This is a genomic window from Arthrobacter mobilis (assembly GCF_012395835.1).
Classification (GTDB): Bacteria; Actinomycetota; Actinomycetes; order Actinomycetales; family Micrococcaceae; genus Crystallibacter; species Crystallibacter mobilis.
Genome location: NZ_JAAZSQ010000016.1, coordinates 37,089 through 50,907, shown reverse-complemented (window position 1 = coordinate 50,907; position 13,819 = coordinate 37,089). Strand labels below are relative to the sequence as shown.

The 13,819-nt window shown below is 68.0% G+C and carries 13 protein-coding genes and 1 pseudogene; 4 read left to right on the top strand and 10 right to left on the bottom strand.

What is annotated here, in order from left to right:
• Positions 1-19: 19 nt before the first annotated feature.
• Positions 20-2,647, bottom strand: a complete 2,628-nt coding sequence (gene polA, locus HGG74_RS15015; protein ID WP_246262930.1) for a DNA polymerase I — start codon at positions 2,645-2,647, stop codon at positions 20-22.
• A gap of 181 nt (positions 2,648-2,828) precedes the next feature.
• On the opposite strand from polA, the gene HGG74_RS15010 reads away from it, so the two are divergent.
• Positions 2,829-3,314, top strand: coding sequence for a PaaI family thioesterase (locus HGG74_RS15010; protein ID WP_168487625.1), 486 nt, complete (start codon positions 2,829-2,831; stop codon positions 3,312-3,314).
• 18 nt (positions 3,315-3,332) lie between these two features.
• Here HGG74_RS15010 and HGG74_RS15005 read toward each other — a convergent pair whose 3' ends face one another.
• From HGG74_RS15005 to HGG74_RS14990, 4 genes and pseudogenes are all read right to left on the bottom strand, one after another.
• A complete protein-coding gene (locus tag HGG74_RS15005) occupies positions 3,333-3,887 on the bottom strand; it encodes a dihydrofolate reductase family protein (protein ID WP_168487624.1) in 555 nt (184 codons plus the stop codon).
• Between the two features lie 111 nt (positions 3,888-3,998).
• Positions 3,999-4,223, bottom strand: a complete 225-nt coding sequence (locus tag HGG74_RS15000) for a hypothetical protein (protein WP_205761986.1) — start codon at positions 4,221-4,223, stop codon at positions 3,999-4,001.
• Positions 4,220-5,284: pseudogene (locus tag HGG74_RS14995) on the bottom strand (inorganic phosphate transporter); the annotation flags it as partial. The pseudogene HGG74_RS14995 and the gene HGG74_RS15000, both read right to left, overlap by 4 nt.
• A gap of 75 nt (positions 5,285-5,359) precedes the next feature.
• The gene (locus tag HGG74_RS14990) at positions 5,360-6,451 is read right to left on the bottom strand and encodes a carotenoid 1,2-hydratase family protein (RefSeq protein WP_168487620.1); all 1,092 of its coding nucleotides are present in this window, start codon (positions 6,449-6,451) and stop codon (positions 5,360-5,362) included.
• A 136-nt stretch (positions 6,452-6,587) separates the two neighbouring features.
• On the opposite strand from HGG74_RS14990, the gene HGG74_RS22145 reads away from it, so the two are divergent.
• Positions 6,588-7,337 carry a 4'-phosphopantetheinyl transferase family protein gene (locus HGG74_RS22145; protein WP_168487618.1) on the top strand — a complete coding sequence of 250 codons (750 nt, stop codon included), beginning with the start codon at positions 6,588-6,590 and terminating at the stop codon, positions 7,335-7,337.
• 13 nt (positions 7,338-7,350) lie between these two features.
• Here HGG74_RS22145 and HGG74_RS14980 read toward each other — a convergent pair whose 3' ends face one another.
• The 5 genes from HGG74_RS14980 to ku form a co-directional block, all read right to left on the bottom strand.
• Positions 7,351-7,578: a CsbD family protein gene (locus HGG74_RS14980; protein ID WP_168487616.1), complete on the bottom strand. Its 228-nt coding sequence runs from the start codon at positions 7,576-7,578 to the stop codon at positions 7,351-7,353.
• 48 nt (positions 7,579-7,626) lie between these two features.
• A complete protein-coding gene (locus HGG74_RS14975; protein ID WP_168487614.1) occupies positions 7,627-8,121 on the bottom strand; it encodes a Dps family protein in 495 nt (164 codons plus the stop codon).
• A gap of 119 nt (positions 8,122-8,240) precedes the next feature.
• Positions 8,241-8,810, bottom strand: a complete 570-nt coding sequence (locus HGG74_RS14970; protein WP_168487613.1) for a cysteine hydrolase family protein — start codon at positions 8,808-8,810, stop codon at positions 8,241-8,243.
• Between the two features lie 66 nt (positions 8,811-8,876).
• Positions 8,877-9,758 carry a Rieske (2Fe-2S) protein gene (locus tag HGG74_RS14965; protein ID WP_168487612.1) on the bottom strand — a complete coding sequence of 294 codons (882 nt, stop codon included), beginning with the start codon at positions 9,756-9,758 and terminating at the stop codon, positions 8,877-8,879.
• Positions 9,759-9,934: 176 nt separating this feature from the next.
• On the bottom strand, positions 9,935-10,789 hold the full coding sequence (gene ku / locus HGG74_RS14960) for a non-homologous end joining protein Ku (protein WP_168487611.1): 855 nt from the start codon (positions 10,787-10,789) through the stop codon (positions 9,935-9,937).
• 89 nt (positions 10,790-10,878) lie between these two features.
• On the opposite strand from ku, the gene HGG74_RS14955 reads away from it, so the two are divergent.
• Positions 10,879-13,338, top strand: coding sequence for an ATP-dependent DNA ligase (locus tag HGG74_RS14955; RefSeq protein WP_168487610.1), 2,460 nt, complete (start codon positions 10,879-10,881; stop codon positions 13,336-13,338).
• A 208-nt stretch (positions 13,339-13,546) separates the two neighbouring features.
• Positions 13,547-13,819: thiamine pyrophosphate-binding protein (locus tag HGG74_RS21615; RefSeq protein WP_246262926.1), on the top strand; the 273-nt coding region annotated here is incomplete at its 3' end.

Genomic DNA, 13,819 nt, shown 5'->3' with positions numbered 1-13,819 from the left:
AGGGGAGCGCCCCACTCCGCTAGTGTCCGGCTGCCTGCCAGTTGTCCCCGACGCCCACCGAAACATCCAGCGGCACAGTCAGCTCGGCGGCACCGGCCATCTGCTCGCGGACCAGCCGTTCCACGGCCTCGCGTTCACCCGGGGCCACCTCCAGCACCAGTTCGTCATGGACCTGCAGCAGCATCCGGGACTTCAGCTCCTGCTCGGACAGAGCCCTGTCCACACCCAGCATCGCCTTCTTGATGATGTCCGCAGCGGAACCCTGGATCGGCGCGTTCAGCGCCGCCCGTTCGGCCATCTCACGCAGCTGACGGTTGTCGCTGTTCAGGTCCGGCAGGTAGCGGCGCCGGCCCTCGATAGTGGAGGTGAACCCGTCCTGCCGGGCCTGGTCGACGACGGAGCGCAGGTAGTCGCGCACTGCCCCGAACCGGCTGAAGTAGTCCTTCATCAGCGTCCGGGCCTCGTCCACCGGAATGTTCAGCTGCTTGGACAGGCCGAAGGAGCTCAACCCGTACACCAGCCCGTAGGACATGGCCTTGACCTTCGAGCGCATCTCGCCGGTGACCTCGGCGGGAGCGACATTGAAGATACGTGAGCCGACGAACCGGTGAAGGTCCTCGCCTTCCCGGAAGGCCTGGATCAGCGCCTGGTCCCCGGACAGGTGCGCCATGATACGCATTTCGATCTGCGAGTAGTCGGCAGTCAGCAACGTCTCGTAGCCGCGGCCGACGACGAAGACCTCGCGGATGCGCCGGCCCTCGTCGCTGCGCACCGGAATATTCTGCAGGTTCGGGTTCAGCGAGGACAGCCGCCCGGTGGCGGCGACGGTCTGCGCGTAGGTGGTGTGGATGCGCCCGTCCTCGGCCACCGCCTTGCGCAGCCCCTCGACGGTCTGGCGCAGCTTGCTGGCATCGCGGTAGGCCAGCAGCTGGAGCAGGAAGGGATGGCCGGTCCTGGCGACCAGGTCGGTCAGCGCATCGGCGTCCGTGGAGTAGCCGGTCTTGATCTTCTTCGTCTTGGGCAGCCCCAGCTCGTCGAAGAGCACCGTCTGCAGCTGCTTGGGCGAGCCGAGGTTGATTTCCTTGCCGATGATCCGGAAGGCCTCGGAACTGGCGGCATTGATCGTGGCGCCGAAGTCGTCCAGCAGGGTGTCCAGCTTGGCCGTGTCCACGGCGATGCCGGTCAGTTCCATCCGTGCCAGCACCTGGGACAGCGGCAGTTCCAGCCCGCCGAGCAGCCGGTTGGCCCCGCGGCCCACCAACTGGCCGGCGAAGTGTTCGCTCAGCTGCAGCGCCGCGAAGGCCTTCATCACTGCCGGCCCCGCGGGATCCTCCTCATCCAAGCCCAGCTCCAGCTGCCCGCCTGCCGCCGGGGCCGCTGCCACGGAGAGCTTCAGGTGGTACTGGGCCAGATCGGCCAGCTCGTAGCTGCGCCGGTCCGGCTGGATCAGGTAGGCCGAAATCGCGGTGTCGTCGACCACGCCCAGCAGGGTCAACCCGCGCTGGGCCAGCAGCTTGTAGGCGGCCTTGGCGTCGTGGAGCACCTTCGGCGCGTCCAGGTCCGCCAGCCAGCCGGCCAGCACCTTCTCGGCCTCGGCGTCGAGCCCTTCCAGTGCCACGTAGGCGGCCCCGGTGGCGCTGACCAGGGCCAGCCCGACGACGTCCTCGCCGGCGCCGGTGCTTTCGGTCACCAGCTGCACAGCCACGCTGAACTGGTTGGTGCCGTCCAGCCAGTCCTCGAGTTCCGCGGCGGTGGACAGCTGGACATGGGCCGGGGCGTGGACCTCGACCTCCTCGGCCTGCTCTTCCTCGGCGAAAAGGTCAAAGAGGCGCTTGCGCAGGGTGTTGAACTGCAGCGCATCGAAGAGTTCCTCGACGGCGTCCCGGTCCGGCGGCCGCAGGCTCATGGCCTCCATGTTGACCGGCAGGTCCAGGTCGCGCAGCAGGTGGTTCAGCCGCCGGTTGCGCTTGACCTGGTCGACATTGGCCCGCAGTGATTCCCCGGCCTTGCCGCCGATGGCATCCAGGTGCTCCAGAATGCCCTCGAGCCCGCCGTACTGGTTGATCCATTTGGCTGCCGTCTTGGGGCCGACCCCGGGAACTCCGGGCAGGTTGTCCGCCGTCTCGCCCACCAGCGCGGCCAGGTCCGAGTAATGCTTCGGACCGACGAAGTACTTGGCTTCCACGGCCGCAGCGTCCATCGGCGGGATGTCGCTCACGCCCTTCTTCGGGTAGAGCACGGTGACCTTGTCGGTAATCAGCTGGAAGGCGTCGCGGTCCCCGGTCACCACGAGCACGTCCCAGCCGGCGGCCTCCCCCTGGCTGCTGAGGGTGGCGATGATGTCGTCCGCCTCGTAGCCGTCCATGCTGATGGTGGGGATGCGCATGGCCTCCATGACCTTGATGATCAGGTCGACCTGGCCATGGAATTCCTCCGGCGTCTTGTTCCGGCCGGCCTTGTACTCGCTGTATTCCTCGGACCGGAACGTCGGGGTGTCCAGGTCGAAGGCGACGACGACATGCGTGGGCTTCTGGTCGCGGATCATCGCCAGCAGCATCGAGGTGAAACCGTATACGGCGTTGGTGTGCTGGCCGGTGTCGGTGGCGAACTTGTCCGCCGGGAGCGCGTAGAACGCCCGGAACGCCATCGAATGCCCGTCGATGACCAGCAGCCGCCGGGTCCAGCCGTCCGGAGCGGCGGCCGGAACCTCCCCGCCGGCGGCTGCGTCCGCAGCTGTGTCCGCCACTGTGCTTGTCCCTCCGGGGGGGTCGATGGTGGCTACGGAATCCGGTTTGTTTGTTTCACTCACAAGTGCCAGCCTAGTTCCCATGAGCGACAATTTCATGCCGGCCGGCCCGGCCGCGCCAGCCCCCGCGGAGCGGCTCCAGGAGCTGGTCGACGCCGGCGTTCCCGAACATCTGCGGCCCTGGTTCGCCGATCTGGGGGTGGGCGGCCTGGTGGTGAAAATGGGCATCAGGTTCCTGGAAATGTCGCCGCAACGTACGGTCGCGACCATGCCGGTCGAAGGCAACACCCAGGTCGCCGGCATCCTGCACGGCGGTGCCCACGTCGTGCTGGCCGAGACCCTCGGGTCCTTCGCCGCCGCCATCCATGCAGGCCCGGGCCGTGAGGCGCTGGGCATCGAGGTCGGCGCCACGCACCACCGCTCGGTGTCTTCGGGGCTGGTCACCGGGACCGCCACGGCCATCCAGTTGGGACGCACCCTGACGGTTCACGAGGTGGTGATGACCGACGAAGCCGGGCGGCGGCTGTCGACGGCGCGGATCACCAACCTGATCCGTGAGCGCCGCTGAGGCAGGCAGCCGCTTCCGCTACTCCGCCTGCCGCGCTGGCTTCGCAAAGCGGTAGCGCAGCTCCACCATGGAGCCGCCGATGGTCCTGGTGCCCAGCAGTTCGGCCGGCGACGCCGCCGTCGACACGGGCAGCAGGGGCTTGCCGCGGCCCAGGGTGACCGGGATCAGCGTGAGGATCATTTCGTCCAGCAGCCCCGCCTCCAGGTACTGCCCGGCCAGCGGCCCGCCGCCGACCACCCAGACGTCCTTCTCCCCCGCATCGGCGCAGATCGCCTCGTGGAACAGTTGCACGTCCCCGCGGACAAAGGTGATGTCCGCCCCGGGGATCCCGGGCAGCTCGCGGTGGGTGAACACCCACGTCGGCGTGTCCCCGTACTCCCACGGACCGGCCTTCTGCACGAACTTGTAGGTCGCGGCCCCCATGACCAGGGCCCCGATACCGGCGAAAAAGCCTGTGTAGGTGTCCTGGACACCGGCGAGGTCGTTGAACTGCATGAGCCAGTCCAGGTTGTCCTGCGGATCGGCGATGAACCCGTCGAGCGAGCTGGCTACATAGTAAACAGTCCTGGACATGTGCCCATGCTAGCCAAGTTCCCTTTTAAAGGAATGCCTGTGCAGCGGGGAAAGCCGGTGCCTGCGTTAAGTGCAGGCATCCGGCTTTCCCCGCACCTCAGCGGAAGACCCTCAGTGGAAGGCCGGGACGATCAGGTAGATCCCGTACAGCACCGCGGCGGCGCAGACGCCGAAACAGAGGTAGGCCGTGGAGCGCACCAGCGGCTGCCGCGGTCCGGCGGCATCCGCCGCCACGGCCAGCAGCCGGACCCCGAGCCCGTACGAACCGACCACCACCAGGGCGGAGACCAGGGTGGCCAGCGCCACCACCACTAAAGCGAACCAGTCGATCGTCATTCGGCTACTCCCACCTGCTGGGGCTTCTTCTTTTTCTTCTTGCTCTTGATCTTCACGATCTCGCCGGCGTGGTCCAGCTCGCTGATCGCGTTGTGGTGGCCCACCTGGTTGCGCCGCGAAACCAGGAACATGACCAGGATGATCAGTGCTCCGGCGACCGTGTCGATGATGATCCCGGCGATGCCGAGGTGTGCCACGAACGCGGCCAGGGCACCGACAAGGGCGGCAGCGGGCAGCGTCAGCAGCCAGGCGACGGCGATGCGCCGGGCGGTGCTCCAGCGCACCTGGGCGCCCTTGCGGCCCAGACCCGACCCCACCGCGGAACCGGAGGCCACCTGGGTGGTGGACAGCGCGAAGCCCAAGTGGGAAGAAGCCAGGATGGCCGAGGCCGTGGACGATTCGGCGGCGAAGCCCGGGGCCGGCTTGACCTCGGTCAGCCCGCGGCCCATGGTCCGCATGATCCGCCAGCCACCCGAGTAGGTGCCGATGGCGATGGCCAGCCCGCAGGCGGCGACCACCCAGAACTCCGGCCCCGAACCGGCGGTCTGGAAGCCCCCTGCGACCAGTACCAAGGTGATCACGCCCATGGTCGTCTGGGCATCATTGGTGCCGTGGGCCAGCGCGACCAGGGAGGAGGAGAAGATCTGGCCGTAGCGGAAGCCGCCCCGCTTCGGGCTGGCGACCTGCCCCTTGCGCGTGGTGATCCGGTAGGCCAGCTTGGTGCCCAGGTACGCCACCGTTCCGGCGATCAGCGGAGCCAGCACCGCCGGCAGCAGGACCTTGGACACCACGACGCCGTAGTTGATCACGGCGAACCCGCCGCCGACAATGGCCGCGCCGATCAGCCCGCCGAAGAGGGCATGCGAGGAACTGGACGGCAGGCCCAGCAGCCAGGTCGTCACGTTCCAGACCACGGCTCCAATCAGGCCGGCGAAGATCATCGCCGGATCGATCTGGATACCGCCCTCGCCCTCGCGGATGAGGCCGCCCGAGATCGTTTTGGCGACCTCGGTGGACAGGAAGGCGCTGATCAGGTTCAGCACTGCGGCCAGCGTCACCGCCGCTGATCAGGGGCAGCGGAGCACAGGTGTGGGAACAATCACGGCGCCGGTTCCCGGCGGCTGCCCCGGCGGCGGCTATGCCCGGCTGTGACGCTGGCCGGAGCGGCCCAGTCGCATCAGTTCCCATAGTGCCGGCGCCTGCCCGGCACCGGCCGGCCGCCCGTCCCTAAACTCCCGGACATCCAACGTGCCGGAGAACCTGAAATAGGCGCCGCTGAAACCGGCCAGCCGGGCCGCGAGCCGCGCCCGCCGGGGAAGGTAGCTGCCCAGCCTCGCCGCGAGGACCGTGCTGGTCCGGGTATAGGTGACCAGGTAGCGTTCGGCGCCGTCGCGGTAGTCAAAGCCAATGACCGAGGGGACGGCCTTGCCGGTATCCGGGTCCTGGAAGAATCCGGACGGAGCGAAGGCCGCCTTGGAGCCGTCGTCGGCCACGATCTGTCCGTCCTTGGCGAGCAGGAAGACCGGAAGCTGGACGGAGCCGTACCGCTTGGCGGCGGTCACCGCTGCGGTGACCACCGAATAGCCGCCTGCGCTGCCCCTGCCCCAGTACCAATGGTCGATCAGTTTCGCCACCGGCCGGTTGCCCCAGTTATGGTCGTGGTAGCCGGTTCCGCTCCCGTGCTGCCGCACGCCGCCGACGGTCATGCTGACCTCGGCCTCGCCCTGCGGGACCGCCGGCAGCCAGGCGAAGTAGTATTCGTCCCGCTTGCCGAAGAACCAGTAGCCGGTACCGGGCCGCCACCCCGGCACGGTACCGGTGAGCACCACATCCGCCTCGATACCTTCGAGTTCGACGTGGATGCGGTAACGGTGCAGGTCGCCGCGGAAGGTATTAGGGCCGATCCGCACATCGCAACCGTCGGTGGAGGCATCGAAGGAGGCCGCGGGATAGTCCGCGATCCGGTGGATGTTGCCCCCGTCCGGCAGGTCCAGGTCCACCGATACGGCGGGGCTCAGCGGCCTGCCCGGACTGACCAGGGGTTTGGTGAAGAAGGTAATGACCAGCTTCGTCCCGTCACTGAGCCGGGCATCGAAATACCACCACTCGTAGGTACCGGCGCGGCCGCTGGTGCGCATGCCGTCTTCGAAAGGCTGGACGTGCCCCGGCCGCAGGCCCAGGGTTGCATAGTCGCGCCCGCCGGACGCGATGCGTGCGCGGATGCCCATGATGATCCTCCTCGGCAAGAGCTGCCAGGGGTCCCCGTGCGCGAAGCGTACGGGGTAGGCGGCGAACGATACCGTGCACCGGCCTCCCACCGCTCGCAGGCTCGCGGCGGGTCCCTCGGCCGATACACTGGGGGGCGTGGACTGGCCTAGCATTTCGTACTCCCTGACCACGCCCGGGCAGATGCACGTGCTGGCTGGCGGCGCCGGCGGCTACGGCGCCGTGCTCGGCGCCGAGGCAGAACTGGCCGGCCGCTACCGCCATCACGATGACGCGGAGGCCTTTCTCGCCTCCCGCGCGCTGCTGCGGCTGCTCGCTGCCCGCCTGCTGGGCGTGCCCGCGGACGAGGCAGCCGGACTACCAGTGACCCGCTACTGCCGCACTTGCGGCGGAACCGACCACGGCATGCCGCAGGTGCCAGGACTGCAGCTCAGCATGTCGCGGACCCGCACCCTGGTCCTGGCTGCTGCCGGACCGGAAGGAATTCTGCTCGGAGCCGACGTCGAGCAGGTCCCGGACTCCGTGTTCGAGGGCTTCGACGAGTCGGTGCTCTCCCCATCCGAACGGCGCCGGGTCCGCAGGGGCCCTGCCGGGACGCTGGAACGGATGCGCCTGTGGACCGCCAAGGAAGCTGCCGTGAAGGCCGCCGGGCACGGGTTCGCCGTCGAGCCGTCCCGGCTCACTGTCGAACCGGACGACTCGACGGCCGGTGCCTTCACGGCCCGCGTCAGCTGCCCCGGCACGCCCGACGTTGACGGCCTCCGCCTGGGCTGGATCCCCGCCGGTGAGCACCATCTGGCGGCGCTCGCCAGCGCCGAGGCCCTGCCTGTGGCGGCCGTGCCGCCACAGGCTCTCCTCGGCGCCGACCACAGGCTGCCCGAAGGCTAGCTCCGCGGCCAGGTCAGATACGGGATCCGCCCTCGGTGTCGTCCATGCGGTCCTCGGCGTTCTCGGTGTCTTCCCTCAGATGCGCTTTGGCGTCGGCGACCGTGTCCTTGATCCCGCCCGAGGCCTGCTCGGCCTTGCCTTGCACGACCCGCGAATCGTCGTCGGTTGCCTTGCCGATAGCTTCGTCCGCCTTGCCCTTGATCTTGTCCTTGGCGGCGTCGAACTTGTCTCCCAGACCCATGATCAACCTACTTTCCACCTGCTGGTGCAGGCGCTGATTCTTTCTGTGTCAGGACGCCTTGGCTTTTTTGCGCTGTGCCGCGCCGAGCTTGGCGGTCGGGGCCATATTCTCCGCATCCACCATCCAGGCGTACTGCTCGAGTTTTTCAATAAAGGTGTGCAGAATATCGGCGCTGACAGGGTCCTCCTCGTCTACTTGGTCGTGGACATCACGCATGGTTCCCACGCAGGCCTCGAGCATGCCGACCACCAGGTCGACGGTATCCTCGGTGGAGACCAGTCCCGCGGGAAACGGGTCCAGGGTCGTGGCTTCGGCAACTGTCGCGCTGCGACCGTCCGGTACCGCATGTAGCGCGCGCATGCGTTCGGCAGTCTGGTCGCTAAACAGGCGGGCGTCGGCGATGATTTCGTCGAGCTGCAGATGCAGGTCGCGGAAGTTCTTTCCCACCACATTCCAGTGAGCCTGCTTGCACTGGACATGGAGCTGGATCAGGTCGACCAGAACCTTCTGCAGGTTTTCACTCAGTTGCTTCGATGCCTTCACGAATCCTCCACTTTCCTTGTCGAATCAGCTGCTGGGCAAGCCCTTAGTAAGCAAGCTTCACATTTCCACCCTAGGTCGCCCGTCTGCGGCGGGCAAGCGGCCCGCACGCTGCGGCCCGTTCAGTGGCTGGCATTTCCGCTGGTCAGAAGCATCTTCACTGCCTCCGCGCCGGCGACCTCCTGCCGGTATTCCTTGCACAGGATGGTCAGCATCTGCTCGGCAAATTCTTCGTTCGTCGATGCCATGGCATCTCTGGCGTAGACCACGCGGAAGTTGTGGGCGAACGCGTCGACGCCGGTCTGGGCGATGCAATTGTGTGACGAGACACCGGCCAGCACGAGCGTCTCCACCCGCAGGTTGCGCAGGCGGAAGAGCAGGTCTGTGGCGATGAAGGCGCTGTCGCGGGTCTTGGGCAGGCGCGGCAGGCCGGCGGCCTCCAGCCCGGGGACGATTTCGGCCGTCTCGCTGCCGGCGAAGGCAAACCCCTGGTCGTCCTCGAGCATGTTCAGGGTCCACGTGGACTTGTCCCGCTGATGCTCCGTGCAGGGCAGCAGCACCGGAACGCCGGCTCCCCTGGCTTGGGCGATCAGCTCGTTGCACCCGGCCACCAGCTGCTCCTGGCGGCGGGCCAGCACCGGATCCTCGAAGTACCCCTTCTGCATGTCGATAATGAGGACCGCCAGGCCCATACTTCCTCCTTTACGACCGGACATTGCTGAATTCCGTACGGACCTGCCCGCGCAGGCGGGCCGGGCTCACCCTGCCTCCGCGGGGCTGACCTCCACAGCGGAACCGACGGTCCTGGTGCGGAACCGCGGCTGCGGCGCCGTCGCCGGCCCGCGTACTACTTCGCCGGTCCGCAGCTGGAAGGTGCTCCCGTGCCACGGGCACTCCACGCACTCCCGGCCGGCCGGCCCGGTCACCGCCCCGTCGGCCAGCGGACCTGCCAGGTGCGAACATTGGCCGGCCAGCGCGAAGACTTCCGTGCCGTCGTCCGGACGCCAGACCAGCAGCGGGATATCGCCAAGCATCCGCCGCACCAGATGGCCGGGGGCAAATTCATCGAGTTCGCCGAGCCGGTGCCAGCCGTCGGGGACCCGGTGTGGAACGGATTCGGCATGGTTGGCGCCGGCCGCCTGGTGGTAGGCCAGATGTCCGCCCAGCGAGCCACCCGCAGCCACCAGCAGGAGCCCCAGCCGCGCCAACTGCCTGCCGGCCCCGTCGTAGCCGCGCGCACGCTGGACCAGGGATGCGGCGAAGACGGCGGTGCCCAGAATGTTGGCACCGGCATGGACCAGCCCCACCCTCCGGTGCTGACGGTGCAGCTCGGAAAAATCGGCCAGCCCTGCCAACGCCGTCGGCAGGGAGGACGCGAGTCCCGTACCCACCAGCAGCTTGGCGGCCTTCCCCGTCCCCGGGAACAGGTCCAGCAGCACAGCCGAACTCCACGTGCCGATCGGCAGCTGGACGAGGACCGGATGCAGCGGATGCCCCTGCGGCACTCCATGCAGGAGATCCTTGACCCATCCCCGCGGCAGGACGGCGTGCACCAACCGCTGCACGCCGGAGGCCGGAGCATCCAGGATCTTGGCAGTTTCCAGCCAGTTCAACGCCTTGAAAGGCTGCACGTTCTTCATCGGTCCTCCTGCGGGCGCACCGAACATCCTAGGCCTGTGCTCGTCCGCCCAGCCTAACTGTTAGCAAGCTTGCTTACCAATATGAGCCGGCGCGGCACGTGGCCCGCAATGCCATGCAGGAAAACGGCCGACCCCGGGGCAGGACCCGTCCGCCGGCCTGCCCGCGCGTGGGGAGGTCAGGCGCCCTTGCGACGCGGGGCGGATCCCTTCGCGCCGTGCGAAGGAGCCTTCCGGCCCGCACGCGTTCCAGCGCCCCGCCGTTCCAAGCTCTTCTTCAGCGCCTCCATCAGGTCCACCAGATCCCCGGCCTCGCTTTCCTCGGGCGCCCCGAAGGTGGCCTCGGTGTCGAGGGCCTCGCCCTGCTTCAGCTTCTCGTCGATCAGCCGGCGCAGTTCCACCTGGTAGTCGTCCTGGAACTCCTCGGGGTTGAAATCGTCCGCGTAGCGCTCGACCAGGGCCGCGGACATTTCCAGCTCCTCTTCGGAGATCCGCACACGGGACGGGATCGCCGGGAAGTCCGCCTCGCGCACCTCGTCCGACCACAGCAGCGACTGCAGCATCAGGACCTTCCCCCGCACCCTCAGGATGCCCAGCCGGGTCTTCTGCCGCAGCGCGAACTTCACGACGCTGGTCAGGTCGGTCTTTTCCAAGGTCTTGCGCAGCAGCACATAGGCCTTCGCGGACTTCGAATCCGGCTCCAAATAATAGCTGCGCTCGAGCATCAGCGGATCGATCTGCTCGCTGGGGACGAACCGGACCACTTCGATCTCGTGGTTCCGCTCCGCCGGCAGCGACGCGAGGTCCTCGTCGGTCAGGACCACCGTGGTCTCGCCGTCGTCGTAGGCCTTGTCGATGTGCTCATAGTCGATCTTCCGGCGGCACACTTCGCACCGGCGCTCATAGCGGATACGGCCGCCGTCGGCATCGTGCACCTGATGCAGGTCGATGTCATGGTCGGTGGTGGCCGCGTACAGCCGCACCGGGATGTTCACCAGCCCGAAGGTGACGGCCCCTGTCCAGATGGCCCTCATGTTGATCATTCAAGCACCCGCGCCGCGGATGCACTAGCCTTGCCCGCAATTTCGGCGCAGAGTGAGGTCAGGGAAAGGAGTCCGGCGCCATGTGTCCTCGCGCTCACGAACAGCTGGTCAAGGTCGCCGGCCGGCGGCTGAAGGTCAGCAATCTGGACAAGGTGATGTATCCGGAAACCGGCACCACCAAGGCCGACGTCCTGCACTATCTGGCCACCGTGGCCCCCGTGCTCATCCCCCAGGCCGCCTGGCGGCCGGCCACGCGCAAGCGCTGGGTGGACGGCGTTGGTACGGCAGCCAAGCCAGCCCGCCCGTTCTTCCGCAAGGACCTCGAGGACTCCGCCCCGGACTGGGTGCCGCGGGCGGACATCCGCCACAAAGAGCATGTGAACACTTATCCGCTGGTCAACGATCCGGCGGTCCTGGCCTGGCTCGGGCAGATGGCAGCGCTGGAGATCCATGTTCCCCAGTGGCGCTTTGGCCCGGACCTGGCCCCGCGCAACCCCGACCGGCTGGTGCTGGACCTGGACCCGGGTGAAGGCGCCGGCCTGCGTGAATGTGTCCAGGTCGCCCTGCTCTGCCGCGAAGTCCTCCATGGCATGGACCTGGACGCCGTCCCGGTCACCTCCGGTTCCAAAGGCATCCACCTGTACGCGCCGCTGGACGGCAGGCACACTGCCGGGCAGGTCACCGAGGTGGCGCACGAGCTGGCCCGGGCCCTCGAGGCCGACCATCCCGACCTGGTGGTCAGCGACATGAAGAAGGCCCTTCGTACCGGCAAGGTATTGGTGGACTGGAGCCAGAACAACGGCTCCAAGACCACCGTCTGCCCGTACTCCCTGCGCGGCCGGCCGCACCCGAACGTCGCGGCGCCGCGGACCTGGGAGGAACTCGGGGACCCCGGCCTGGCCCAGCTGGACTACCGCGAGGTAATGGAACGCGTGGCAGCGGGGATTGATCCGATTGCCGCGCAGGGCTGGCACGGTGCCGGCACGGAGGCCGGCAGACCGGTACCAGGCCGGGACCGGCTGGCCAGGTACCGCAGCATGCGCGACCAGGCCAAGACCCCCGAGCCGGTGCCCGCGGAAGGGGCCGGCAGCGCGTCCGCGGACAATGGCCAGCCGGCCTTCGTGATCCAGGAGCACCACGCCCGGCGGCTGCACTGGGACTTCCGGCTGGAACACGACGGCGTGCTGGTCTCCTGGGCCGTCCCGAAGGGACCACCGCTGGACCCGGAAGAGAACCGGCTGGCGGTCCTGACCGAGGATCACCCGCTGGAGTACGCCAGCTTCGAGGGCACCATCCCCAAGGGTGAATACGGGGCCGGGAATGTGAAGATCTGGGACAGCGGGACCTATGAGCTGGAAAAGTGGCGCCAGGGCAAGGAAGTCATCGCCGTGCTGCACGGTCGCGACGGTGGCGGGCTCGGCTCGGTGCCGCGGCGGTACGCGCTGATCAACACCCCCGGCATGGGTGAAACCGGCAAGAACTGGCTCATCCACCTGATGAAGGACCAGCCCGACGGCCGGGCGCCGGCCGCGGAACATGGGCCGGAACACCGGCCGGGGCAGCGCAGCCGCCGTCCGCTGCTGCCCGACGCCGCCCCCATGCTGGCCACCGCCGGCAGCCTGGCCGACCTGGATCCGGAGGAAGCCTGGGCCTATGAAATGAAATGGGATGGCGTCCGTGCCCTGGCCGTGGTGGAGGACGGAGCGGTGCGCCTGGTCACCCGCAAGCGGCTGGACCGCACCGGCACCTACCCGGAACTGCAGGAACTCGGCGGCCTGGTCGACGGCCCTGCCGTGCTCGACGGCGAGATCGTGGCGCTCGCCCCGGGCGGCCGCCCGGACTTCGGGCTGCTGCAGAACCGGATGAACCTGACCGATGAGGCAGAAGTCCGTGCCGCCGCCAGGACCACGCCCGTCTACCTGATCCTGTTCGACGCTCTCCACGCAGGCGGAAAGAGCCTGCTGCGCTCGCCATACACCGTCCGCCGGCAGGCGCTTTTCGACGTCGCCAGGCCCGGCCGCCACGTCCAGCTGCCCGAAGCCTTCACCGGTCCTCCCCGGCAGGCCTTGGAAGCCTCGGCCCGGCTGGGCCTGGAAGGCATTATCGCCAAGAAGCAGTCGGGCGTGTACCTGTCTGGGCGGAGGACACGCAGCTGGATCAAAATCAAGAACCAGACGCACCAGGAGGTGGTCGTCATCGGCTGGCGGCATGGTGCGGGCAACCGGGCCGGCGGCATCGGCTCGCTGCTACTGGCCGTGCACGAGGACGGACGCCTCGTCTATGCGGGGCGGGTCGGCACCGGCTTCACCCGTGCCGATCTGGACGACGCCGCAACCAGACTGGCACCACTGGCCCGCAAAACACCGGCCGCCGAGGGCATTCCGGCACCGGACCGCGAGGATGCCGAGTGGGTATCGCCGCGGCTGGTCGGCGAAGTCAGGCACGCCGGCCGCACCGCCGAGGGCAGGCTACGACAGCCGGTCTGGCGCGGCTGGCGTCCGGACAAGGACCCGGACGAAGTGGTCTGGGAGGGCTCCTAGCGGCGCTGGCACAGCCCCGTTGACCGCCCCCCATGAACCGGGTTTATGAGGGGGGTCACGTTCATTACCTGAGTGTTTCTTTCCCGAATCCCCATAACACACCTCATCATGTAGCTTTGCTCAATCACGGCGGTTTCAAATCATGCAGTCGCACTATGCGCGTCGCCGGTGGTCCAGTCAGGTTCGCAGGGGAAAGTAGACACACCAGATGACTCAGGTTCAGTTGGAAGCGGCACCGGTGCCCGGGCGGAAGTCGGCCGGGCATGTGATTGTGGATTCGCTGATTGCCCACGGGGTGCAGCGGGCGTATGTGGTGCCGGGCGAGTCGTTCCTGGATGTGCTGGACGGGCTGCACGGGTCCGGGATTGAGACGGTGGTGTGCCGGCATGAGGGCGGGGCGGCGTACATGGCCGAGGCCGAGGGCAAGCTGCACCGGGCCCCCGGGATCGCGATGGTCACCCGCGGCCCCGGCGCGGCGAAC

Excerpts from the sequence above, each read along its gene's own strand:
- polA (WP_246262930.1), bottom strand. The coding sequence starts at position 2,647 with ATGGCGTTCCGGGCGTTCTACGCGCTCCCGGCGGACAAGTTCGCCACC.
- HGG74_RS15010 (WP_168487625.1), top strand. The coding sequence starts at position 2,829 with ATGAGCGACAATTTCATGCCGGCCGGCCCGGCCGCGCCAGCCCCCGCG.
- HGG74_RS15005 (WP_168487624.1), bottom strand. The coding sequence starts at position 3,887 with ATGTCCAGGACTGTTTACTATGTAGCCAGCTCGCTCGACGGGTTCATC.
- HGG74_RS15000 (WP_205761986.1), bottom strand. The coding sequence starts at position 4,223 with ATGACGATCGACTGGTTCGCTTTAGTGGTGGTGGCGCTGGCCACCCTG.
- HGG74_RS14990 (WP_168487620.1), bottom strand. The coding sequence starts at position 6,451 with ATGGGCATCCGCGCACGCATCGCGTCCGGCGGGCGCGACTATGCAACC.
- HGG74_RS14980 (WP_168487616.1), bottom strand. The coding sequence starts at position 7,578 with ATGGGTCTGGGAGACAAGTTCGACGCCGCCAAGGACAAGATCAAGGGC.
- HGG74_RS14970 (WP_168487613.1), bottom strand. The coding sequence starts at position 8,810 with ATGGGCCTGGCGGTCCTCATTATCGACATGCAGAAGGGGTACTTCGAG.
- HGG74_RS14965 (WP_168487612.1), bottom strand. The coding sequence starts at position 9,758 with ATGAAGAACGTGCAGCCTTTCAAGGCGTTGAACTGGCTGGAAACTGCC.
- ku (WP_168487611.1), bottom strand. The coding sequence starts at position 10,789 with ATGAGGGCCATCTGGACAGGGGCCGTCACCTTCGGGCTGGTGAACATC.
- HGG74_RS14955 (WP_168487610.1), top strand. The coding sequence starts at position 10,879 with ATGTGTCCTCGCGCTCACGAACAGCTGGTCAAGGTCGCCGGCCGGCGG.